The following is a 23,887-nucleotide window of genomic DNA, read 5'->3' as shown; positions in this document are numbered from 1 at the left end:
CCATCGTTAATGCATTGGACGGCTGCGCGATCAACCTGCCTTGCCATGAACCCGCAACAGCTCCTGTCGGCCTGATGCTAATAGGGGCCGGCCGTGGCGATTGGCCGCTACTTTCGTTGGCCGCAGAGGTCGAGAACGGCATTAATGCTGTGCGTTTCAAGGGCGGGTGACGTTGATATGACGCATCTGGCAAATATATCTACGTAAATTCACTTACTTACCTTGAGTATCCATGTTATTTGCCGGACTGACGTAGCCGACTCGGCTGCACCGACTGGAAAGAACGGAACTGGAAAGAACGGATATGGCAACTAAAGCAAAAAGAGCCGAAGAGCGCGCCAGAGAACCTGCTCCGTCTACCGCCTTTACTCCTCAACCACTCGATCTTGAACGACTGAGGCGCCGAAGGAACGCAGCAAAAAAATCTCGCGAGACGGAAAATAAACACACGTATTTCATAGGAGTGGCAGAAGCTCGCTATGTTCTACGTAAGGCCTTCCGCATAGTCGAAGATCAGGCAAGAGCCTTCGGGATAGACCCGTTGGCCCATCAGGCTCTCATCCAGATCTACGGCAGCGCTGAAATGCATCTGCAGGTAAATCAGATCGCCGCTCGGCTCGATATACCTCCGGCCTTTGCTTCGACGCTGGTTAGGACGTTGGTTGAAAAAGGTTTGGCAGATCGCAGGCGCGACGATCAAGATCAAAGGGTCACCTTCGTTGGTGTAACCGACTCAGGCAAAGAGCTCCTCCACGCGATCGACGAGAAGGTGAAGTTCCACGTTGACTACTTCGCTGGCCAACTTACGCCTAGTGAGCGCGAGAGCGCGCTTTCAATACTGATGTTCTATGTCGGAGCCAAACTGTAGAGTTACGCTCACGGCCTCGCCTTCCGGTATTCCCAGCTGCGCGCAACGGCGTCTTAAGACGATCCGTTGCGCCTTTGTTACTGCGCGGTCAACTCCTTTTCAGATCCAGTACGACAGTCTTTGACAGCCTTCGAAACCGCTATCCGCCGACAGCGACCGAGCGCCCGTTCCCCTCACCTCCTCGCGGCTGACAGTGCGCAACCGGTTCGCGGAGACCGAACATGATTACGTTCGAAGCCAGACACTGCTCCAAACCTTTCACTGACCCTCGATTACTGAGTTCGTCGTGTATGGCAACACGGGTCTCCTTACATTGATCGGCTGACGATCGGTCCGGCAGCCTGGTCCGCTTCATCAGATAGGGCCGCAGCGAGCTTCTGCCCACAACCAGACAGCGCTTTGTCCGCCTCAGGTAACAAGGCCCCTAGCGATACAAATCCATAGACCATAGCCTCGTAACATCTGTGTTCAACGGGCACATTCACCTTTGCGAGCGATCCAGCGAATTGGGATCCCCTTCTCGGCCTCGCGAAAAATGCCGCAGTGATAGAGCACCCCATCGGGCAACGCAGTAGGCAGCTGGCCGCTCGCTGAAGAATGGTTGGTCGTGATGACGTCGGACTCTCGCTCAGAGAGCCTACCCACGGAGATCCAACAAAAGCTGGGCCCAGGATTGGACGGACGCAAATGCCGGTGCTCGTCTTGACTGTGACATCCAGCATGGTACGAGCCAACCCTCCGCGCCAGTGGCTGAATCCGGTCGCTTTCCGGACTAGTTTACTTGACTACCTACGTTTGATAATCCTTCTTGGTCAGAACAAGCGCCGGGGATTTCGATATCATGCCAGTTGAGCGCGTCAACGCATCCTCACTCCGTTCGATCTTAAGCTTCAGAAATGCGGTCCTCCGTTATCGTGGCGACCGACAGCACGTTAATTGCGAGGTGCCCTAATCGCGATACGGGCTCGCTTGCTGGTCGTCCGTTGCGTCGCTCCTTCCGGGCGCCGAATAGGACGCAGGGCTGTTACGCGCGTCAGATATCATCCCAAAATTGGCGCCGCTCAGGAACTCTGCCGCCCGTCGGGGCGGCGCGCTTTAAATCCCGGTTCGAGCAGTCAATGTCGCCTTTCGCAGGGTTGTTGACAATGCCCTAGGCGAAACGACTGTAACCCATCGGAGTCAACGTGACGAGGACCATGCGAGCCATCGTGCTCTCAGAACCTGGCGGCGTGGATACACTCGTCGTGAAGGACGTTCCGTTGCCACAGCCTCCGCCGGGGTGGGTACGCATCCGCGTGAACACCTTCGGTGTCAACGAGTCGGAGGTTACCAGCCGCAAGGGCCTCTCCGGCCCCGATTTCGCGATGCCGCGAATCGAATGCGTCGGCCTCGTCGACCAAGCGCCGGGCACTCATCTAAAACCCTGCCAGCAGGTGGCCACTATGATGGGCGGCATGGGGCGCTCGTTCGTCGTCGGCGCACTACCAGAGATGTTCCACCTATGGCTCTCTCTCAAAGGGGCTCGACTTACGCCGTGGACAGTCGCTGCTGGTTCTTGGTGGCACGTCGACGGTCGGCCTATCAGCCGCGGCAATAACAAAGGAGATGGGCGTGGTCGTAGTCTCCACCACTCGCCGCCCCGAGCACCTAGAAGTGCTGCGCGACTTCGGAGCCGATTACCCGATACTCGATGGTGGAAACATCGTGCAGGGCGTTCGCGCACTGTTTCCGAAGGGAGTCGATGCGGCTCTGGAATTAGTCGGCGGATTGACTTTGCAAGACACGCTTCAGGCGACACGGACTCACGGCACGGCCTGCTTCACGGGGGCACTTTCGGGCAATTGGGTAATCCCTCCTTCAATCCGCTCAGCTACATCCCATTCGGGGTGAGGCTCACCGCCTACGGCGGCCAGGCCACCGACCTACCGCCCGCCGCTTTCGACAAGCAGCTGAAGGCGATCGCAGAGGGCCGTCTGAAAGTCCCCGTCGCGAAAGTCTATCACGGCCTCAAGCAGGTCCGCCGAGCACAGTCCGATCTGGAAGCGGGGACCACGCCAGGCAAGCATGTCGTCATGCTCGATTGAGCTCAGCCTCCACATTTGATTCAGAAAGGACAAACAGTTGTCGAAACAACCCGAACGGACAAAGCACTTGGTCGATCATTACGTCGACCAACTATCGGATTGGGGGAAGATCACGACACGGCCCCTGTTCGGCGCCGTAGCGCTCTACAGAAACGGCCGTGTCTTCGCGATGGTGTGGCATGGAGCCCTGTACTTTAAGGTCGATGATGATTCTCGCGGAAAATACGAGGCGGCGAAGTCTCACCCACTGGGCTATGTGAGCAGGGGGATAGACCAGGCGCTCAAGTCCTACTGGGAAGTTCCGGCCGATGTGCTCGAAGATGGGGACAAGCTGAGTGCGTGGGCCGACCGCGCCTATCAGGCCGCAAAGAGCGGAAAGATGTAATACTGTTACGAGGTGGCCCAGGTGATCCTGAACAGAGATTGCGATCCGCGACGTTGCTGCGACCGCAAGTAATTTGAACGCTCCCGTCCGCTATCGACAAAAGCGGTCGAACCGGTCGCAAACAGCGACATCGCTAGAAGAACACTGCATCACGATGTTGTCGGGCTGTCCGACGCGACCCGCCGGCAAGTTCTTAGCTGCGTTGCTCAACATCGTAGCCCCCTCGATTTCCGACATCCGGACCCCGTCGGCTTCGCGGTCAATCCCGCGAGACGGTCAAGCATGCCAAATTAAGCGGTGCATATCTTGATGCTCAAGGGATACGCCGCCGGTTCAGAGGCGACGACGGCATAGCGGGATTCGCGCGATGTGTAACAGGCCTACGTCATAGTCGGCATGATGTAGTCGGCGCCAGGGCGAATTCCGGTGGGCCACCTCGATGTAATGGTCTTCAGTCGCGTGTAAAAGCGTACCCCTTCTGGCCCGTGCATGTGGTGGTCGCCAAACAGCGAAGCCTTCCAGCCGCCGAATGAATGGAAGGCCATTGGCACGGGGATCGGGACGTTGATTCCGACCATGCCGACCTTGATCTGGTGAGCGAACTCGCGCGCGGCATCGCCATCATGCGTAAAGATCGCGGTGCCATTGCCGAACTCATGCTTGTTGATGAGACCGGCTGCTTCACCGTAGTCTTTTGCTCGCACGACCGCGAGAACGGGGCCGAAGATTTCCTCTTTGTAGATTTTCATGCGGGGCTTGACGTTGTCGAATAGGGATCCGCCGATGAAGTAGCCTTTCTCGTAACCCTGCATCTTGAAGTTCCGGCCGTCGACAACAAGCTTGGCGCCGTCGTCAACGCCGGAATCGATGTATTCGGTGACTTTTCTGAGATGTTGCTGGGTCACCAGCGGGCCCATTTCCGCCTCGGGATCCGTTCCTGGTCCGATCTTGAGGCCACGGACCTTCGGGGTTAGCCGTGCGATGAGCTCGTCCGCCGTCCTTTCGCCAACCGGTACCGCGACTGAGATAGCCATGCAGCGCTCGCCGGCCGAACCATAGGCCGCCCCCATCAGCGCATCGACGGCTTGGTCAAGGTCAGCGTCCGGCAGAATAATCATGTGATTCTTCGCTCCGCCGGAGCGCCTGGCAGCGCTTACCAGTTTTCGCAGCCGTTTCGTAAATGTACCTGGCGATAGGCGTCGATCCAACGAAGCTAACTGCCGAGATGTCTGGATGGTGCAGCAGCGCGTCGACCGCCTCCTTGTCGCCCTGGACAACGTTGAAAACACCGTCCGGGAGCCCAGCCTCCTTTAACCAGTCGGCGATCAAGAGCGAAGCCGACGGATCGCGCTCAGACGGCTTGAGAATGAAGCAGTTGCCGCATGCGAGCGCGACCGGGAACATCCACATCGGCACCATCGCCGGGAAATTGAACGGCGTGATGCCCGCCACAATGCCGAGCGGCTGCCTCAAGGAATGGCTGCCGACGCGAGAGCCGACGTTCTCAGTAACCTCGCCCTTGAGTAGCTGCGGCGCGCCGGTCGCGAACTCAACGACTTCCATGCCACGCTGAATTTCGCCTACAGCGTCCGCGTGTACCTTGCCGTGCTCAGCATTGATCAGACTCGCAAGTTCGGAGATGCGCTCTTCGAGAATCCGGAGGAATCGGTTCAAAATCCGCGCCCGCCGCAGCGGTGTGGTCGCGGCCCAGGCGTCGGCCACATCGGTCGCCGCAGCCACAGCAAGATCAACGTCGGACTTGCATGCGAGTGCGAGAACGCCGGTTTGCTCGCCGGTCGCGGGGTTGAATACGCCTTGTCTGCGGAACCTTCACCCGCGTAGCGACGACCGCCGATATAGTGACCAATCGAAATTGGCATGCATTTACTCCGAGTCTAGGGTTGTTAGAAGATCTTGAAATGAGAGCTGGCGAGAATGTTGACGATCTCGTCGATCTTTGCCGTCAAAACAATCAACGGGCCGACAGAGCTATCTGTGTGTCGCCCGTTCATCGCATCGCGCTATGCGGCTGATCGCCTCTCGCCGTGAGCCCGAATCGGCCCAATCAACTCGGCAAGAAGCTCCGCCGTAGCCGCCGAGAGCGTCCAGCCAAGATGTCCGTGTCCGGTATTATAGAAGATACCTGGGCGCGATCCGGCACGAACCACAGGCATCATGTTAGGCATCATGGGGCGCAGGCCTGCCCATGCCGCCACTCTCGACGCCTCAACATCATTAGCTTTTCGCATCGGCTGCGTTGGGCTGGCGTTGCTCGCCGGTACTGGCGTCTCAGACGAGCTGCAATCGGCGGGATGCGCTCGGCACGGCGCGGGTGCTCGCTGTCGATGCCGCGCTCTTCCCGCGCGTCGGGCTGAATAACTTTCCAGAGACGCTTCCTCTGGCGGACTATGAAGTCGTCCTCGCCTTCGATGACGGACCGCAGCCGCCAAACACGGATAAGGTGCTGGCTGCGCTCGCACAGGAACGCGCGCGAGCCACGTTCTTTCTGGTCGGCCGATCCTCGGCGGAATTTCCCGAACTCGTGCGGCGTAGGCCGGCCAGGGGCACACCGTCGCCCACCACAGCTGGTCGCATCCGATGATGTCGAAAATCTCGTTCGAGCAGGCGAAAGAGGACATCGAGCGCGGTATCTCCGCTGTCGAAATGGGCGCTCAACGGTGTGTCCACCAAAATGCCCCCGACACCGCTCTTCCGGTTCCCCTACTTCGACGCGACACCCGCGACGCTCGATCTCTTGCAGGCGCGCGGAATTGTCGTGTTCGGAGCTGACCTTTGGGCGAGCGATTGGGAGAACATAACTCCAGAGCAGGAGCTCACAATCCTGATCGAGCGGCTCGAGGCCGCTCGTAAGGGCATCATTCTGCTGCATGATGCGCAGACGCGGACGGCGGCCATGCTGCCTGCGTTCCTGCGCTACCCGCATCAGAACGCGTATCGGATCGTGCCATCTAGTGCCGGCTGCCGCCAAGAGCGCTGAAGCCCATTGACGTCTTGGCACCACGCCTTCCCGCAGTGAAGGCGCGCGAGAAGTGTCGGAGATCACCTCCTGGGTTCAGAGACGGCTACGGGCGACCTCATGGCCTGATCTCGTTCGATTTGCCAAGCCTCAACGTGACGAAGCTGTTCCTGCGGCATGGCGATCATGCCGCCCTGGACGCCCTTGCGCCAAAGCGAAACAAGAGCTGCCCCACTTCGTCGGCTGGCCTGGCACCGCTGAACAAGAATCCTTGCACCTCGTTGCAACCTTCGGCCCGAAGCCAATCGAGCTGCTCCGTGGTCTCCACCCCTTCCGCTGTGGTCGTGATGTTGAGGCTCCGGCCGAGGCCCGAGATTGCTCGCACGATGGCCCCGCAATCGGAGCGTTTCGCCAAATCCTTGACAAAAGAGCGATCAATCTTGATCTTGTCGAAGGGAAAGCTGCGCAAGTAGCTGAGGCTCGAATAGCCCGTTCCAAAGTCATCCAGCGATATTGAGACGCCGAGCTCGCGGAGCTGGTGCAGGATCGCAAGGTTTGCCTCCGTCTCCGCCAGAAATACAGATTCGGTGATTTCAAGCTCGAGCCGCTTCGGGGCCAAGCCGGAATTCGCCAGCGCTGAAATCACCACCTGAACCAGATTGCGGCTACGGAATTGCACCGGCGACAGGTTGACCGCGACCTTGATCTCTAAAGGCCACTTTACCGCCTCTTTACAGGCTTCGCGCAGCACCCATTCTCCGAGGGGCCCGATCAGCCCCATTTCTTCCGCAAGGGGAATGAATTCGGCCGGCGAGATCATGCCCTTCCCTGGGTGCGGCCAGCGCAGAAGCGCTTCAAAACCTGAGATCTTGTCGCTCGCGATCTCGACCAGGGGCTGATAGTAGAGCTCGAACTCGCTGCTGGCAAAGGCGCGGCGCAAATCAAGCTCCATCTCGCGCCGTCGCTGCACCTGCTGATCCATCTCCCGCTCGAAAAAGCGATGCGTTCCGCGGCCATCCTCTTTGGCGCGATAGAGCGCGATATCGGCGTTACGCATCAACTCGGCGCTGCTCGCGCCGTCGCCTGGTGACAGCGCGATTCCGACCGAGGCACCGATAATGACCTCGTTATCGTCAATCTCGTATGGCGCACTCAATGTTCTGATCAGGTCGCCCGCGAATTGGCTCACATGCGTCGGCGAGGTATCATCCGTGAGAATGATCGAAAATTCGTCGCCGCCGAGCCGTGCCGCCAGATTGTTGCCGGCCACCCTGGACCGCAACCGGTCGGCCACTTGCTCGAGCAGGCGATCGCCGATGAGGTGGCCGAACGAATCGTTGACGTTCTTGAAGAGGTCGAGGTCGATACACAGCGCCGCGACGCGGTTGCCGACTGCATTAGCGCTTTCGAGTGCCTCTGCGAGCCACCTCTGGTGGAGTGCGCGGTTGGCCAGGTTGGTCAACCCGTCGTGAAGTGCCATATGGGCGATGCGGGCCTCGGCCTTGCGCCGTTCGGTGATGTCGACCACCACAACCAGATAGCCCTCGCGTCCCTCGATCATAAGGCGCCGCCCAAAGGTCAGCGCAGAAATCTCAGTGCCATCAGCCCTGACATGGCGCCAGGGATGTTCAGACTGAGAGATGTCGCCCGCTTCTCGCAGCGCCCGCGTATAGCTGACCCGCTCGTCATCTGGCCAGATCTCCTGAACTTTCATTCGCAGGAAGGTCTCGCGAGCATAGCCATAGTGCTGCACTGCGGCGTCATTGACCCTCACGAAGTCCATTGTCTCGGGATCTAACGCCCACATCGGCATCGGATTACTGTCGAACAGCAACCTGAACGAGGCATCCCGGCGCTTAAACGACGTAACGTCGGAAATGACCACGGACACGATGTCTCCGAAGGCACTGAGGCGCAAGCGCAGGCTCTGATCACCGTATTCGAGCTCGAATTGGTCGCCGAATTCATTCGCGACCGCGGCGACCAAGCGCTCCATCACCTCTTCCGAACAAAGCAGATGGTCTGAATTGCCGAGGCGCTGCCACAGCAAGCTGCCCTCTTCCACACCGAGGAGCCTTGCGGCTGCCTGATTGTGGTGCACAACTTGAAAATCAAATGGCCTGCCTGCGGGATCGCGAACGGTCGAGAGCGAGATAACGCCATCGTCGGTCTTGCAAAAGATTGCATCGATCAGATTGTATTCTGTAGCGCGCTCGTTGACATAGACGCCGACCAGCGTACCGGCCCAACGCGATAAGGTAGGCAGCGCCAGCACGTCGTAGGTCCGCACCATGCCGGCTTGCACGCAATGAGCGCTTGCGAGATAGGGATGGTTGTTTGCAATCGAATTCGAGGCCGCCCCGGTGAGGGCTGTCGCGCAGTCTGGACGCAACGCATCAAGCGGAATGTCCCAGCGGGCATCGCCCAACCAGTTCTGCACATAACGGCCAGTGCGCGAAACAGTAAACGCGCCATTGTCACACTTGAGCAGCACAAGATGATCCGCAAGCCGCCCGAGGCTCCCCAACAGCACATTTTCATAGCGGGGAAGCGTTTCGCCGGGCTCGAGCGCAGCTTGCCACTTGCGCCGCAGGATTGGCATGTCATTGAGCAGCCTGGTATCTGATTCCACGGATTGCCTGTTAGCAGCACTCATCACACGCCCCACTGACCTAAGCTTCCTGCCCGGGTGGCATAAAATCCAGCTTGGCTTAATTCGCTGTTAAAAGACGAGACGGTCGCGCTCTAGCCCTGCTGATCGATGGCGTTGCCTGGAACATCGGGCCCGATCGTCTTTCGCGCCTCACAACGCAGAAACTCTGCGGTGATAAGGCAGAATTCGACGAAAAGCGTTGCCAGTGTCGCGATGACGACGAGAAGCTTCGTAGCTAATGATTTGAGCGTCACGCATTCTACAAAGGAGCGCCGTCAGTTTCGTTCGATTTTTTTTTCGGATGTCGGATTTATGCGACCACTATTTATGACGGTCGCAGGCGTCAGCAGGTCGTTGATTGTGCTTGAAAGGCCCTCCCAGGGAGATGCGCGATAACGAAGCGCATGTTAAAGAAATGTGACGATTGCCAGCGCGAGGAGGCCACGCATGAAAAAGAGCGATGTGACGTGCTTTGGATGCGGTGCTGGCTTTCGCCGTCTTGAGCTTACGTCTGAACGCGGCATCCAAGGAAACTACCACTGCCCTGCTTGCGGCACACTGATCGAGGAGCTCGGAGCGGCTCACCTCGTGCTTTATCGCTTGACTGTACAGCCTTCCATCAAAGCGATCCGCAATCAATAACGCGTCTGGGTTGCCCTGGCCTGGTTAAGGAGCCTGAGTTGGTTTCGCTCACTGTTGCTGGCTGACAGTGCGCATCAAATATCAAGCCGCTGCTGGCGACGGATGCGACGGCTGGTTCGGAGCCCGCGCGGCCGAGGCGAAGAGCTCGGCCTTTTTCTGATTGAACGCGTCTTCGGTCCCGCGGATGCCTGGAGGCTCGCGACGACGGTCCGAAGACGGCGAGGCCCCCAAGCGTCTGCAAGACAGCGGAGCGGACCTTCGAACGCATCTCGATGATCTTGCCCAGGTCCTCCGGCAGAATTGGAATAAGCCTGCCGTCTTCACCTACCGCGCGATCGATGGGTACCGCATAGACCGGAACGAGAATAATCAGAGTGGTCGAGACGACCACATAGAGCGCAATCGAGGTGAGGAGGACATCCACCGGGATGTACAGGCCCCATAACGTCAGCCCTGCGTCCATCGCTCACCGTGCCTGTGTTGCGAGCTCATCCGCCGGCGTCAATCTGCAAAAACACTATCGAGCAGATGTGCAAGGCGCACGCCCGCCTTTTGCAAGCGCTCCCGGATGATGACGTCGCTCTTCGCCAGATACGCTGCATCGATCGTCACGCTGCCCCCGTCTGGTGGATCGCAGGATTTCCCATGACTCTGACCTGCCTTCGTGGGGCACGGTGGTTCGTCACTTCGGCTCACTCACGGCCGCCTACGAGCGCGCGCGATGATTCGCTGCGCGTGTATTCCCACTTCCGCCGATTACTCGCATAGTGCGTGTGGTACGCTCATTCTGAGCGCATCACGTGAGCTATGGAAATCAGTAATGGCTGTGTACTTGGTCACTTGGTATCTAAACAAATATAGGGCGAACTATACGCAGGCGCGACACAACCTCATCGATCACATTTCACGCTAGGGTCACACTAAGACGATGGGCCTCGATTCCGTGTGGTTCATCCAAGCACCATCGACAGCTGAGGCGCTATATGCCAACATCCGAAAATACATGGACAACGCAGACAGGCATATGGTCACGACCTGGTGAGTGGTCAGTATCGTGGTCGATTGTCCCAATCGGTCTGAGACTGGATCTACGCGCACACCTAACTGAAGGCCTTGACGCCTCAGGCCAAAATCCGAGTTTAGAACGCAAAGCATGAAAATGAGTTCATGGGACGGACTAAGCCCCGGCCAGTTTTTGGCGCGAGTAGCGTTTTCAATCGCTATCACAGCCGCAGTTGCCGTTGGCACATTCGTCGCAATCCGCTACATTGTCGGCTTCTATCGATGATCGCAGCTTGCACTGCTCGAGCACTACAGCCCCCGAGTGCCATGCTCGATTGGCCCTGCAATTGTCGGTGGCTAGTGCCTTACTCTGATTTCAGACGGGGAGCTCAGGCGAGGCTAAAATCAGTGGCGATCAACCCATTGCGGTCACCGAGACTGTGGTCGGTACGCGGATCGAATCCGAAGGTACGGTTACGGTCAAAGTGGATCCCATCCGGAAGATAACACTCGCCAATATTTTGCGCGTGGGCAGCTACGATCTTTCGACGGAGGGTAAGTTCGTCATCCATAAGATCGAGTTCATCCACGGCGGCAACGCCATGATCGGCTATTCGAAGACCGGGAAGCTGATGCGGTTCGAACCAAATAGTCTGACAAACAGCGTGGACGGTAACCACATCATTCTCGATGACGTCGACTGAATGGCGCGCGCGGCTATCGGGCAATCATTGCTCAATCAAGATTGCGAATCAGAAAAATTCGAACAAATCCCGCGCAAACGCCAAAGATCTGCAGCTATTCATCCTGACTCGTCATTAAGACTGCGGTTTTCACAGTACGCGCGACTATGCAATATCTCGATTTGCTATTTCTGGTCCTGGGTGGTCTCACACTCGGAGGTCTCATCGGTGCGCTGATCAGACCTCTCTTCGGCCGTCGCGAGCGCGGCGCGGCCCGCACCGGCGAACCTCGAAAAAAGCGCGGCCCCTACAAAAAGCGGACTCCTGCAACGGCTATCTAACGCCATGAAAGGCACGCCGTATTTAAGCTATTCTAGCACGCAGAATCGATATGTTGATCATATGGCGTACGTACCCGCCCACGTTGCGTACTCATTTTTGTGTCACACGAGCCACGAGAGTATTCGCGATATCGATCCCTCGTGTACCGCCTGCACGGGTGGTCCCTTGCTACACGCGGCGCTCCGGCTGTGGGCGAGCATTTCCAGGCATGGCCCTGTGGGCCCGTGCTTGCGTCGCTGTATCGCGAATTCAAGGCGACCGATCGAACACGATCCAAGGCTATGCTCGCGAGATTGATCCAGCGACTGGCGACGTTCGGGTGTTCATGGTGAACCCGGACGATAGTCGTTTCAGGCGAGACGGAATTCCTGCACCAGCACAGTACTTCAAAAAAGAGCTTGGATGGCTTGGCCACGCCTTGCAGGCGACGCGACCCGCGCCATGGAGTGCACCGAGCTCGGGATAGCGCTATTGGACGAGATGGTGTCCGAATGGGCTCGCTCAAAAGCCATCCATCAACAATTTAGTTGTGCATCCAGATTACCACAACTATGATCTCCAACATAAACTTTTTTTCCTGCGCCACCTTTCGAGCTGGTCGCACGAGCTGCTTTCACAATGCATTTCATAGCTTCCGCGGTTGTTTGTGGATTGGGGGAAATCAATGGAGAATGGCCCAACGCGGCGCTTCGTCGTAACGGCGAGTAAACCCAAGGGTAAGCTGCTTTCTGGGGTCAAGGCAGCTCTTGAGCGTCTCGGACCGCTCGGATGGGAGGCGCTGCTAGAGCACCACGGGCTCGATCTCTCCGCGGATGATCTCGCACACGAGCTATCGCGACCATTGACCCGCATAGACCGGTCCTTCCCCGGCTTCGAAGATTTCGCCCAAGAAGGCAATCGCGGCGTCGAGCCGGGCGCGCCCGCCAGAAGTCTCCTATTTCACGCCTTTGCATCCCCTCGGATCACGAGCTTTCGACATCGCGGACGCCTCACGAAGCTGAAGGGATTCCCCACCCTCACGGAGATCGAAGCGATCGAGAACTACGTATTCGGCCATCAGCCGCCTTCGATCGACGATCTGCGCGCTCGAGCCCAAGGGGCCCGCCTGGCCATCGTAGTCTTCGCAACCGAATACAGGGCGGCGCTGGGGACGGTCCATGGTCGGCATGCCGACATGGTCTTTGCGCGAACTGGAATCGCTCGGATTGGTACGGAGCCGCCGCTGTACGACGGAGCAGCACGCGGGTTTCTCCCCTTCGTAAAAGACAAGGACACCGGTATCCGCGCACTTCCTTGTCGATACGCCGCATACGTCGCCTGTCTGGTGCCAGGAAAGAAGGGCGCTCACGGCCCTCTCCGCTTTATCGACGGAGACGTTCAGGAGAGCGGAACGTCGGGAAGAAGCGCGCTGCGGGCCGGCTTACAAGATGCACCCGAAGCGCTACGCGTGGATGAGCCCGGCGACCACAATCGACGTTTCTGGGTGCCGCTTCACAAGCTATTCTCGGGAGGTGAATGCCTTCTCGACCGTGACATCGAAGTGCGGCTGTCCGCTTCCCATGTGAACGAGAAGATCAGGCGAGCTCACCTGAAGTTTCTCTGCAATGGACACTTCGGCGGGTGGTCTGAGCCCGCTTTGAGCGATGCCCCGTTCATTTTCCATGATGGGATCGCGGACTTTTCGGCCGAACCCGACGACGGCGGTTGGCTGCTACGACCCTTCTCTCACCCGCGACTGACCGAGCCCGCCTCCTACAAGGGCGAGCCACTGACCTTTTGCGTACCGAAGACTCCCGATAGCGGCGGATCTTGGCGTGCTTATCAGTCCAGCTTGAACCTACTTCCGCAACCGAGCGGAGCCCGCTCGGCACCGGAATATCTCCACGCACGACACGCGATAGCCGATGATGGATCGGAGCGAGACCTCAACGACGAGCCCGACATCATTAAGCTCGTCGAGGGTGGAGGGTACCGGGCCCGCCACTACGTCGACTTTACCGGCGACGGTTGGATCGACGTCGAGTGCCCCGAAATCGCGCTAGATCTTCCTCGCAGAATCCCGGCCTATTCGATAGTCGCATCGCCCGACTTCTTCCCCCTGGTCGATCAGACATCGCTTATGCAGTGGGCTGATCAATCCGTATTGCCCTCGTTGATGCACTCGCTTTGGGACGCGCCTGGATCCGGCCTTCCCCAAGCTCTTTCCGACCAGCGATACGCCGCCAATCTGCAGATCAGTGGCGCGAACTTCGATCCGGACGACGATACGATGACCGCCATCGTTGGTCCCTTCGGCTCCGGCGACGGTGCGCTCTGCCAGCTAAAGTCCGTAAACAACCACCGCGCTTCGATGCTTCCCGATGGAGCCGCTGGCGTTTTCGCACCGGGGTGGGATGTTTCTTACGACAGAACGTCTGAGACGGATCCCGAAGACACCGGCAAAAAGCTGGCTCCGGGGGTAACGTTCCTTACCAATTACGGGCTCGGCTCTCCCTTCATGGAGGATAGCAAACTGTGCGCGGCTCTCAGCTCGTTCTGGCCTGCGGCCGCACCGGACATCACTCGTACTTTTGCCCCAAGCAAGAACTATGCAACGGCGACGCCGCTGACCGACGAAGTCATCGGACTGGGATCGAAGCCGCCATGGGACGGGGTCCGGGGGCCGACCCTCAGGCAGAAGGAAGGAAAGGTCGAATACGCCTCCCTCGCCTACGCGGATTATGTCGAAAAGGCGCTCAGCGGAGGGTTCGATATAAGCGAGATAGGAAAGACGACCGTCGAGGAGTACGTCGCCAGAACCCTGACCATGGGACTTGTCTACCGAGCGCTCGGCGTAGAGACGCACGACGACAAACTCAAATGGTCCGTTCTCAGCTTCCGCATGGCCGATCCATCGGACGCCGACTTGCTGGCTGCTCAAAAGGCAACGGGACGTCGTCTAAACAAGCATTTCACATACCGCTACCTCGTATTTGACCATGCCGATCGCGGAGCCGCCGACCCGACCGATTTCAAGAAGGTGTTGGTCAACTTTGGATCGCTCAAGCTTCTCTTCGCCGATCCGACGCTCGTATTGACCAAAGATTCGGCGGGCGATTGGAGCGCCAATGAAGTCCGACGCTGACATTATAGTGGTCGGCGGGGGGCCGGCCGGATCGGCGGCGGCGATACATGCGTGCCAATCGGGGCTGACCGTCATCGTCATTGAGGCCGACGGTCAGCCGCGGCGTAGACCCGGTGAAACGTTGCATAGCGGCGCCGCTTCGATACTGGAGCAGCTCGGCGTCAGAGAGGCGTTCGAACACGCTATCGGCGGTCGCTACGGATCCATTCAAGTCGAGTGGAGCACCGCCCGATCGAGTGATCGAGGGTCGATACCATTGGCGGCGGCCAGCGGGTTTCACATCTTCAGAGACAAATTGGATGCTGTCCTCATAGAGCGGGCGGAAACGTTGAGCGCGGATGTGCGGCGCCCCTGTCGTGCACTTCGTCCCATTGTGCGCGACCAGGAGGTGGTCGGAGTAGAGACCGACTCCGGCCCTCTCGAGGCGCCCTTTGTGATCGACGCCTCCGGGAACGGCAATTGGTTTCGAAAGAGCTACCCCTCGCGAGTAGACGTCCTATCGCCGCGCCTGTTAGCTCGTTACGGATATTGTCGAGTTGACGATCTAAGAGACTTCGGCTCCCCCTCGATCAAGGGCGACCAGAGCGGCTGGCAATGGATCGCCCGCGTATCGGACGATACCCTTGCCTGGGTCAGCTTGGCTCTCCCCGGTGCTTCCGCTCGCCCGGTTAAGCCGACTGCGCTCGCTGCGCTCGCGGACGTGAGCCCGACTCGCGGAGCCGACGTTACTTGGAAGCGAGCCGATGCATACTCGGGCCCCGGCTTCTTTCTTGTCGGGGACGCAGCTTTTCAATTGGATCCAGCCGCAGGCCACGGAATTTTGCGGGCCATGATGAGCGGCATCATGGCGACGTACCAGGCGGCTGCAGCGATCAAAGGCAGGGTCGGTCCAGATGAGGCTGCGCAGCTCTACCGCGGTTGGATGGCAGAATGGTGGAGGCGCGATACCTCCGCACTAACCGAGATGTACCTCAGATTGGACGCAACGTGGGATCGATCAAGCAGTACCCGTGAACATCACCAGTCGGAGGCAGGGGCATAGCTATGACAAAGACCAAAATCGTCGATATTCGGAATCATGTTTTCGCTCCGGCGGCGATCGAAGCGGACGATTTCGTCGTCTGGAGAAATCTCGACGCTGTACCACACACCGTCGAGACCGCTCCCGACGCCAGTTTCTACTTCAATGTCGGTCCTCTTGCGACAGGCGAGGTCTCCAGTCCGGTCTGGTTTGGAAAACCAGGGAAATTTCCCTATCTATGCCGATATCACGCGGACATGACCGGCGAAATCGAGGTTGTCGCTCGCGGCGCAAAATTGCCGCAGCCCGCGCAAATGGATGGCGGACATCACGACATGCCCGGGCACGATATGCCGGGACATGGAGGGCACAATCTCTTCCATTTTCATGGCTTTGTGACCGGAGGCCGATCGGGGACAAAACTGTACATGTCCCATACGCCCGTGATCGCCGACGATCGTCACCGCTTTCAAGTCATTCTGCGCAGCAGCTTCGTCGAGCAGAAGCACCGCGACATCTACGACAAGCTCAGGGCCTCGTCATTCGGTGCCGGCAAAGTCCAAATATTTCACGATCATCTCTCACTCGTCGATATCGGCGACGGGACCATAAAGGATCTGCCGCAAGCATCGGTCGAATATTATCCTCCCGAAAGCCCTGACGGGATCGCCGTCCCTGGCCTGGAGGAGAACATTCCGGTCCGGATCGACCGGGTCCTGCATTTCCATCAGTTCGACCCGGACGCCAGCTATCCTCTCGGCCTGAGATATCTCGTCTATGGCGATGCCGACGACGTATTCATGGACCATCACATCATAGGTGCGCCAAGCTTCCATTCAGTCGCAAAATTGAAGGATGTGCCCGCGTTCTGGGAACCGACCAGGTTCGACGGCACGGCTGGAATTCTAATTCCAGAAAAGCGCATCGTAGACGTCTCTCCAAAGGTCCTGCGCAAAGTCGCTTTCGTCGACAATGCCTATCACCTCGCCTACCTGCCGCCGTCGGGCGCATACAGGCAACCGCCACCAGACCCCTTGATCCGTCGTGACGGAACGCCTCCGATTTATGACGTGACCGTGGACGGCGCCGGCAGTGATCGCGTCACAATAGACAAATTCATTCATTTTGATGTCGCGCTGCTAAACAACCGGGTCGTCATCGCCTAGGAGTACATCGCTTTGAGCATATCGCGTAGAGACTTGATGAAGTTTGCAGGAGCGTTCGCGGCTGGGGGAGGCTCTATACGATCCGTCGCTGCGGCTTGCACAGTAGGAATTACGCCGAATCCGAGCTCGGTCATGCCGCGCATGCCCCTCGAAGAATTCGTCGAGACCGCGAGCCTGCTCGACTCCTTGAGACGCGGCGTCAGGGAGATGAAGAAAAGGAAACCGTCCGATCCATTGAGTTGGTTCTTTCAAGCCGCGATCCACGGCGTCCAGCTGGATCCTACGGACCTAGGTTACAAATACTACAAGGCGGCCTTAGACCAGGATCCTGGAGTGGCGCAGGTCGATCAGAAGTACTGGAACCAATGTCCTCACTTCGGGCAGCATTCCGCGGACTTTCTACCGTGGCACCGGGCCTACACGTTCCACTTCGAACAAATTCTGCGGGAGCATACCGGCGACAGCAACTTTTCGCTTCCCTATTGGAATTATGGCCCGAGCACGAACCGGAAATTTCCGAAGGCATTTGGAGTACAGCATCTGGACGGCAATCCCGGCAACGACGCCGATGACAACATAAACCCACTATTCATGAAGGAACGCGACTTCTACCTGACCTACTACGAACATCCCCTAATACCGAACATGCCGCTGCTGGAGCTGTCCGACGCTGTCGTCGACAACACTTCTGCTCTGGCCACGGACATCTTCTTCGGTACCACAGAGGATACCGGTATCGGAGGGGGAATAGCGGACAACAACCCTGGAACGCGGGGACTGCTCGAGAGCCGGCCTCACGACAACATTCATCGTGTTGTCGGGGGAATCATTCCCGGAGCTGCGGTTGGCCATGACCAGAATGGCCATGAGATAGAGGTCGATGCGCTTGGCGCCATGGCGCAACCGCCGACCGCGGGCTTCGATCCGATCTTTCCGGTGCATCATACCAATATCGATTGGATATGGACTCAATGGAGCGTCATGCCAGGCAAGAAGTGGGGTACCCTTCCAGACGCCTCTTGGTTCATGGAGAGGCCATGGTTCTTCTTCGATGCGAAGGGAAACTGCATCAACGAACCGCGGAAATCATACTTCGATCACCGAGCGCTCGGCGTGAAGTTCAAGTACGAAGACCTGTCCAGCATGCCCCTTCCCTTACCCTCCTTTCCCGCGGCGCTAGTGGTGGCAGACAGCGGAACGGCGTCGAGAATAAAGTCTACTCAGGCGGTCGCGACTCTCGATTCGAGAATCGAGGCGGGATCGGCTCAGAACACAACGATCGTATTTCCTTCTCGAACGCTTGATGCGTTGCGATCGGCCTCCTTCGACCGTTCTCAGAAACGATTATTGCTCCGAATTTCGATAACGGGCTTGAATAGACTGCCGATCGTCGGCTTCGATGTTCACCTGACCCGCGCGGCTCCAAGCGGGGAGTTGAAACGCACTGATCCGAGTTTTCTTGGCTCCGTACATCTATTCGTCCATGCACACCATGACGACGAGGTCTTTCAAGATTTCACGATTCAGGACACGACAGTTGTCGATTCCGCGTCTCCGGCCGTCACCTTCGTGCCCGTCGCGCTCACGCAAAGCATCGGTACGGGCCGGCCGAATCTCCAAGGAAGCCCGTTAAGGATCACGAGCATCTCCGTTCTCGCGCAGGATCGGTAAGGGACGTTGAAGTCCGGAAAATTCGCCCAAACATCGCGGATGGAGCAGGTGATCCTAATTGCCGGGGCGTTGCGAGAACCTAGCATCAAGATGGTGCTGAAGAAGTAGCGACCAGGAAGAGGAAGCCGCTGCCCGCGCAAACGCAAGCTTGGTCATATCGGGCCGAAAGGGGCGCCCCTTAAACCCTAATGACGCCGGTTCGATTGCGCGCATGGTGCAGTAGTTCATTTAACCGCTTCGGCTGAATCCGCTGTCCAAAATGCGTGGTGTCATTCTCATGGAATGCAATGAAGTGCGCGGAGAAGATCTGCTCCCCAGCTCTCAAGTCCTCTGATCCGGCGTCCAATATGTTCGTTATGATCCCTTTGACAGGGTTTTTTGCAGGCATTTCCTCGTAATGGAAAATCATAGAACGGAGGCCGCTTTCGACCGGTTCAACTACGTGAACCCGCTTCCTGATCAAAAAGGCGAAGCCCGAATGCCCGAACTGAATCTTGCTTTTTCCGATGGTACGATCCGACACGGTGTAAGTGTCGTCGGCGTATGAGATCTCCATCGGAAACTTATCGAACTTGTCGTTGCTCGCGGGCCAATAAGCCTCGTATTTTCCGATCATGTTGTCGAGAAGCTTCTGCGACGTCGGCTCGGCCACGACCGCCTCGAGCAATGCCGAATGCAGCTTCGATTTCGTCGTGACGTAAAAGGCGTTACAGACGGCTTGCACGTAGGCTTGATTGAGTCTTCTGCCGGCAATTCGGTTCTCAAAATTCTCGAGATCGTCCTTGAGAGTCCTAGCGTTATTTTCATTCAGAATCGCCAGGACGCGATTGAGTTCTTCCGTCGATTTTCGCATTCGTTCGATCGCAGTATGCAAACGCTCACGTGTGTAGAGCTCGATATCCATGCCGAATTCCGGGAGAAAAAAATGCAGAAATGATGCGGGAGCGCAAATTGGGTACAAATTTACGGGAATGTCAAATTACTCGAAATTTTCGTACGGCACAACTTTGGGTACGAAACGAAGCAACCCAACTAATTGACCCCTCTAATCGAAATTGACCCGCGCGCGGACCACTTGGCATTCTTGCGACCAGCGGGAGGAGCCACGACCAATGCACGGGGAGCGCCGTAGATGGGGACAAAGATCAAGTAGCTGCTGCAGGCGGATTGGAGAGCGGATCTGCTCTCCATGTGATCCGCAGGAGAGAGCCGACCTGAAGCGCCTGGGCGGCGGGCCGGATTCGCACCAGGCTTCAATGTCGAACGATCAGGAGGCATTTCGGTGAAGCAGTTAGCGAAATACGGCCGCTCGGCGGCCTTTTGAAAGGGCGCCTCTCTTCGTTTGAAGGTTTTGATCGTCCTTTCGGTCGAACCATTAGCCCGGCGCCCGTTCCGGCACTATCGGCCGCTTAAGTAAGTTGCGTAACAAGAGCTCGTGTAGCGCAGCTCGGCTCTCATTTTGATCTCGCGATTCGACGAAGGAGTGACTTGAGATGAAAAAGGCCAGGGAAAACGCCATCGGCAAGGTGACGCTTTCGATGACCTACGAGGAAGCGCGGGACGCCGTCGACAAATACTTGAAGACGAACTCGCGCCGGTATCTCGACATCCTCGAGAAAGCGAGCGACGTGGTGGAAACCATCCGCCGCGGCTCCAAAGGCATTCTCATCGCCGACGCGTACACGCGCGCAAAGAAGCAAGGCGGCGAGGAGTTTAAGGACCGCGCGAAGATCATCCACAAATTGATAGAAGGCCGGGCTGCGGACGCCAACTTTCGGATCGACAACATCGCCGACATGGTCGGAATGACGGTCGTAGTCTTCTATCCGGACCAGATCAACGCGTTCATCCAGGTCTTCTCGTCGGAAGCCAAGAAGGAAGGCTTGTTCCTGGACAAGTTCAGCGACGGGAAGATCAGCAAGATTCATAAGGATCGCGGATACCACGCCACCCATCTTCGCATCGGGTACAAATCGGTCGATACGGAAAGATTGAGGGTGGAGATACAGGTCAAGACCATGCTTCACGATGCGTGGGGCGCTAAGACTCACGATCTGACCTACAAGCCCATCGGCGACCTGGACCCGCGACTGAAAGCTCTGATGGAAAGTTTCGGCGAAAGCCTTCAGGCGATCGAGGTGCAAAGCCAGACGCTGCGCGACTCGATTCTATCGAGGGTACAACTGATGCATTCCAAGCGGCGCGATGCGAGGTTGGAGCTGATGTCCAAGCTCACCCGCCATCGCATCAGCTCGCCGGAGGGCAGTGCGGCTTATGATGGGTTGATCGCACGCATCAAGATGGACCATGTCCACCTTTCAACGTGCGCGGCGCGCGATGCGGACTTGGCGGACCTGCTCGCGGCAATCGAGCGCCTCGAAGAGGTCGGCGTCAATGCAAAGGACCGCTTGAAGCTGACGGTTGCGTTGGCATCCTACCGAGACGACGGTATCCTCGACCCGCGGATCGACGACGCGATCGATGCCTGGAAGAAGGAAGAGCGCGATGAGGGGGTCGCTGAGCCGATCATGCAGGTATGGATCGAAAGCTCGGCACTGTACCAGACCAATCGGGTCTCGGACGCGATCGCCATCCTGCGACGATTTTTGGCCGAGAATCCGATCGACGAGCGGACTGCGGTGTTGGCCAACAACCTGGCTAACTACGTCACCGAAGTTTGCCTGGATCGGCCGAAACTCGACAAGGACGCTGAACAGGAGGTTGCGGCGCTACTTACTGGAATTGAGCCTTTCATCGACAAATTCGAGCGCACTGCGTATTTGAATACGAAGGGCGCCTATCTGGTGGTGTTCGGGGACGACAGCAAGCTCGATGACGGACTCGACCTCATTTGGGAGGCATCGAAGCTGCTGCTGTCATCCGGGGAGGCTGGGCATGGTTACTGCGAGCTCTATCAGGCTCACGGGTGGCGGCGCAAACTGCACCTATGAATACTACCAAGGGAAGATAGGACGACGAGCCATATAGCACCTTCATGTTCGAACCGGAGGGCAAGCCCGTTTGGGCTTGTCTCGATTCACCTCAAATGTGGCGACCTCGACTCTACAAGTCAACGCGCTACCAAGGGGTTAACCCCTGTTTGTTAGAGGTTGTGTGCGGCTAAGCACACATCCTCGATTTGTCTAAACGATACTCTCACGCGCTGGCGAAACCGTGACGACAGTTTGTCCTGCGGCAGCGTGACAATCACGTCGGCGCGATGTTGTTCGATCGAAGCTAGATCGCTGCGAAGGGATGTCGAGGCATTGCGACCCGGGCTTGCCTCGAGAATTTTCCTTAGGTTTCTCCGGGAAAGGATCACACCAAATAAGCTACTGACAATATTGGGATATTTGGTTGGGGCACCGTGGCTCGAACCTGGGACCCGCTGATTAAGAGTCCTGAAGATCAGCAGTCTCAACAAGGTAACCACAAACCAGAGCGATGAAGGCCCTTGATATCCTTGAGGTATTACCGGGAGAGCAAACCGGGATCATAGCGCCCATAGGCATGACGGCTTCCGGCTATCGCATCGATCTGGGTTCGAGGCCGTGCTCCCGGAGAACCTTGTGCATCAGCTCGCCCTTGATCTCACGTGCGATTTCGCTGAGGATCTGTGCTCCGACCACCCGCCGGGCATCGACATCATCCGTCAGACCATGCTCCGCGAGCCGCTCGTTCAAGCGCGTCGGAAACTCATCTTCCAGCGCATCGGCAAGCCGGTCCTGCATAGCGGCATGATCATCGGAGGCGATTCGCCTCACCACCGTATCCCAAGGCTCCCAGCTCGTTGCTAGAAAATCCTCCAAACCCGTCGCTTCCTGTTCTCGCACCGACGTCTCAGCCCTGGCAACGTCCTCCGGAGTGACGTCAGAGAGATTCAAGAAGCGCATATCCGGAGCGATGTGACGCAGTTCCAGCCGATCCCGTAGCTGGGTCTGATAGGCAAGATAGACCTCGATCTCGTCGATATTGGCCTGCGGGTCGGCACGCCGAAGCGAGCTGACCGTCTCGCGTGCGATATCGTCAAGCGCCCCCAAACGAAACATGACACGGCCATGTTGGAGCAGTTGGTCGAGCCGATTGTCATAGAGCCCATCTTTGACATCAGCGTTCAGGCGTGCGGTCTGCATGCCGTTCCAGGTCAAAGTGATGCGATCCTCGCAGGACGCAGTCGCTCCATTGGCCAGCTCGAAAAACTGCTTGCGCAGTCGCCGCCTCATCGCGGCCTGTAGCAGATTCTCGGCCACCTGGTCGCGGAACGCCTGATGACCATAGTTTACGGTGCCCGCAAGTCTTTCGAGAAACAGAGCGAAGTCCTGCGCACCCGGCTCTGCGGCGAAGCCCTGCCACGCGTCCGCTGCGCCAGGCTGGTCCGCGAGCCAGTCCGCGACAACCTCGTGCAGGGGCCGCGACTGGTGTTCCATCGGTTGTAGCGACATCGACAGGAAGACCTGCGGGCCGGCATAGTCCGCGCCGCGCGTGGCGGTCGCCAAATCGGCCAGCACCGGAGCCGGTATCGGATTAGACCGCAGGTCGATGCTGGACGCGCTGCCGAGCTGCGTCAGCACGGTCGCGGGTAAGCCGGTCAGCTGATTATTGCTGGCGCCGAGCATTTCAAGGCTGACGGGGAGTGTCTCGGGCAGATTGGTCAGCCGATTTTCGCTGACGTCCAGGTATCGAAGTCTGGCCGGAATGTCGGGCAGGCTTGTCAGCTGGTTGTCGCCTGCGTCCAGGTACCGCAGCCTTGCCGGAAGATCGGGCAGGCTCGTCAGCTGATTTTCGCTGACATCCAGGCGGCGGAGCCTGGCAGGAAGCTCGGGCAGACGGGTCAGCTGGTTATTGCAGGCGGAGAACTCCTCGATCGTTGCCGGAAGGGCGGGCAGATCGGTCAGTTGGTTGCCATCGACGGTCAAGCCTGGACGGCAGCGCTGCCGGCAGGCTGGCCAGCTCGTTGGCCATGAGGTGGAGGTGCCGGAGCCTGCTCGGAAGGGCGGGCAGACTAGTCAGCCGGTTGTCAGAAGCGTAGAGGTCCCGGAGCCCGCCCGGAAGCTGGGCCGGCAGACTGCTCAACTGGTTACCGATGACATTGAGGGTTCGGAGCCTGGGCAGGAGTGAGGCTGGCAAGGCAGTCAGGGACAATGACGACAAATTCAGCTCGTCTCTGACATCACCCTCGTCCCGCCATGCCCTCGTCCGGCGAACCCCCTCTTGCCTATTCTCGCCTTCGCCCTGCCCCTCTTCCGCTGCCCAGCTCGCCAGGGCGCTG

14 protein-coding genes and 4 pseudogenes are annotated in these 23,887 nt (G+C 58.1%); 13 read left to right on the top strand and 5 right to left on the bottom strand.

What is annotated here, in order from left to right; translation table 11 throughout:
* The first annotated feature begins 304 nt into the window (after positions 1–304).
* From FOM02_RS29815 to FOM02_RS29805, 4 genes and pseudogenes are all read left to right on the top strand, one after another.
* The gene (locus FOM02_RS29815) at positions 305–868 is read left to right on the top strand and encodes a MarR family winged helix-turn-helix transcriptional regulator (RefSeq protein ID WP_265440373.1); all 564 of its coding nucleotides are present in this window, start codon (positions 305–307) and stop codon (positions 866–868) included.
* A 1,605-nt stretch (positions 869–2,473) separates the two neighbouring features.
* Positions 2,474–2,656, top strand: a pseudogene (locus tag FOM02_RS47255) (NADPH:quinone reductase); the annotation flags it as partial.
* Positions 2,623–2,952: a zinc-binding dehydrogenase gene (locus tag FOM02_RS47250; protein WP_416207791.1), complete on the top strand. Its 330-nt coding sequence runs from the start codon at positions 2,623–2,625 to the stop codon at positions 2,950–2,952. The pseudogene FOM02_RS47255 and the gene FOM02_RS47250, both read left to right, overlap by 34 nt.
* A 37-nt stretch (positions 2,953–2,989) precedes the next feature.
* Positions 2,990–3,337, top strand: coding sequence for a TfoX/Sxy family protein (locus FOM02_RS29805; RefSeq protein ID WP_265440372.1), 348 nt, complete (start codon positions 2,990–2,992; stop codon positions 3,335–3,337).
* Positions 3,338–3,717: 380 nt separating this feature from the next.
* Here the strand turns inward: FOM02_RS29805 and FOM02_RS29800 are convergent.
* Positions 3,718–5,217, bottom strand: a pseudogene (locus FOM02_RS29800) (CoA-acylating methylmalonate-semialdehyde dehydrogenase).
* A gap of 141 nt (positions 5,218–5,358) precedes the next feature.
* Positions 5,359–5,568, bottom strand: a pseudogene (locus tag FOM02_RS29795) (FAD-dependent oxidoreductase); the annotation flags it as partial.
* Positions 5,569–5,594: 26 nt separating this feature from the next.
* Here FOM02_RS29795 and FOM02_RS29790 point away from each other — a divergent pair.
* Positions 5,595–6,345 (top strand): annotated as a pseudogene (locus FOM02_RS29790) (polysaccharide deacetylase family protein).
* A gap of 153 nt (positions 6,346–6,498) precedes the next feature.
* Here FOM02_RS29790 and FOM02_RS29785 read toward each other — a convergent pair.
* On the bottom strand, positions 6,499–8,970 hold the full coding sequence (locus FOM02_RS29785; RefSeq protein ID WP_265440371.1) for a putative bifunctional diguanylate cyclase/phosphodiesterase: 2,472 nt from the start codon (positions 8,968–8,970) through the stop codon (positions 6,499–6,501).
* A 444-nt stretch (positions 8,971–9,414) separates the two neighbouring features.
* Between FOM02_RS29785 and FOM02_RS29780 the strand changes: the two genes are divergently transcribed.
* The 7 genes from FOM02_RS29780 to FOM02_RS29760 all read left to right on the top strand — a co-directional run bounded on the left by FOM02_RS29780 (position 9,415) and on the right by FOM02_RS29760 (position 18,618).
* Positions 9,415–9,609 carry a hypothetical protein gene (locus tag FOM02_RS29780; RefSeq protein WP_265440370.1) on the top strand — a complete coding sequence of 65 codons (195 nt, stop codon included), beginning with the start codon at positions 9,415–9,417 and terminating at the stop codon, positions 9,607–9,609.
* 1,442 nt (positions 9,610–11,051) lie between these two features.
* Positions 11,052–11,315 (top strand): hypothetical protein, encoded by a 264-nt coding sequence (locus tag FOM02_RS29775; RefSeq protein ID WP_265440369.1) that lies wholly within the window; start codon positions 11,052–11,054, stop codon positions 11,313–11,315.
* A gap of 419 nt (positions 11,316–11,734) precedes the next feature.
* Complete coding sequence (locus tag FOM02_RS47245; RefSeq protein ID WP_416207720.1) at positions 11,735–11,968, top strand: type II toxin-antitoxin system antitoxin SocA domain-containing protein; 234 nt, start codon at positions 11,735–11,737, stop codon at positions 11,966–11,968.
* Between the two features lie 332 nt (positions 11,969–12,300).
* Complete coding sequence (locus tag FOM02_RS29770) at positions 12,301–14,760, top strand: hypothetical protein (RefSeq protein ID WP_265440368.1); 2,460 nt, start codon at positions 12,301–12,303, stop codon at positions 14,758–14,760.
* The gene (locus FOM02_RS47240) at positions 14,744–15,802 is read left to right on the top strand and encodes an NAD(P)/FAD-dependent oxidoreductase (protein WP_416207719.1); all 1,059 of its coding nucleotides are present in this window, start codon (positions 14,744–14,746) and stop codon (positions 15,800–15,802) included. The genes FOM02_RS29770 and FOM02_RS47240 overlap by 17 nt, the downstream gene beginning before the upstream one ends.
* Positions 15,803–15,804: 2 nt before the next feature.
* On the top strand, positions 15,805–16,947 hold the full coding sequence (locus tag FOM02_RS29765; RefSeq protein ID WP_035730126.1) for a hypothetical protein: 1,143 nt from the start codon (positions 15,805–15,807) through the stop codon (positions 16,945–16,947).
* 132 nt (positions 16,948–17,079) lie between these two features.
* A complete protein-coding gene (locus tag FOM02_RS29760) occupies positions 17,080–18,618 on the top strand; it encodes a tyrosinase family protein (RefSeq protein ID WP_265440367.1) in 1,539 nt (512 codons plus the stop codon).
* 178 nt (positions 18,619–18,796) lie between these two features.
* Here the strand turns inward: FOM02_RS29760 and FOM02_RS29755 are convergent, their stop codons facing one another.
* On the bottom strand, positions 18,797–19,522 hold the full coding sequence (locus FOM02_RS29755; RefSeq protein ID WP_027562269.1) for a hypothetical protein: 726 nt from the start codon (positions 19,520–19,522) through the stop codon (positions 18,797–18,799).
* A gap of 589 nt (positions 19,523–20,111) precedes the next feature.
* Between FOM02_RS29755 and FOM02_RS29750 the strand changes: the two genes are divergently transcribed.
* The gene (locus tag FOM02_RS29750) at positions 20,112–21,569 is read left to right on the top strand and encodes a hypothetical protein (protein WP_265440366.1); all 1,458 of its coding nucleotides are present in this window, start codon (positions 20,112–20,114) and stop codon (positions 21,567–21,569) included.
* A 573-nt stretch (positions 21,570–22,142) separates the two neighbouring features.
* Here FOM02_RS29750 and FOM02_RS29745 read toward each other — a convergent pair.
* Positions 22,143–23,534 carry an NEL-type E3 ubiquitin ligase domain-containing protein gene (locus tag FOM02_RS29745; protein WP_265440365.1) on the bottom strand — a complete coding sequence of 464 codons (1,392 nt, stop codon included), beginning with the start codon at positions 23,532–23,534 and terminating at the stop codon, positions 22,143–22,145.
* Positions 23,535–23,887 lie beyond the last annotated feature (353 nt).

Origin of the sequence: Bradyrhizobium sp. SEMIA, assembly GCF_014844175.1 — a bacterium.
Taxonomy (GTDB): domain Bacteria; phylum Pseudomonadota; class Alphaproteobacteria; order Rhizobiales; family Xanthobacteraceae; genus Bradyrhizobium; species Bradyrhizobium arachidis.
This window is presented reverse-complemented; position numbering and strand designations above follow the sequence as displayed.

What these genes read in the sequence shown, in the direction of transcription:
- FOM02_RS29815 (WP_265440373.1), top strand. Translation starts at nt 305, where the DNA reads ATGGCAACTAAAGCAAAAAGAGCCGAAGAGCGCGCCAGAGAACCTGCT.
- FOM02_RS29785 (WP_265440371.1), bottom strand. Translation starts at nt 8,970, where the DNA reads ATGAGTGCTGCTAACAGGCAATCCGTGGAATCAGATACCAGGCTGCTC.
- FOM02_RS29780 (WP_265440370.1), top strand. Translation starts at nt 9,415, where the DNA reads ATGAAAAAGAGCGATGTGACGTGCTTTGGATGCGGTGCTGGCTTTCGC.
- FOM02_RS29770 (WP_265440368.1), top strand. Translation starts at nt 12,301, where the DNA reads ATGGAGAATGGCCCAACGCGGCGCTTCGTCGTAACGGCGAGTAAACCC.
- FOM02_RS47240 (WP_416207719.1), top strand. Translation starts at nt 14,744, where the DNA reads ATGAAGTCCGACGCTGACATTATAGTGGTCGGCGGGGGGCCGGCCGGA.
- FOM02_RS29765 (WP_035730126.1), top strand. Translation starts at nt 15,805, where the DNA reads ATGACAAAGACCAAAATCGTCGATATTCGGAATCATGTTTTCGCTCCG.
- FOM02_RS29760 (WP_265440367.1), top strand. Translation starts at nt 17,080, where the DNA reads ATGCCGCGCATGCCCCTCGAAGAATTCGTCGAGACCGCGAGCCTGCTC.
- FOM02_RS29755 (WP_027562269.1), bottom strand. Translation starts at nt 19,522, where the DNA reads ATGGATATCGAGCTCTACACACGTGAGCGTTTGCATACTGCGATCGAA.
- FOM02_RS29750 (WP_265440366.1), top strand. Translation starts at nt 20,112, where the DNA reads ATGAAAAAGGCCAGGGAAAACGCCATCGGCAAGGTGACGCTTTCGATG.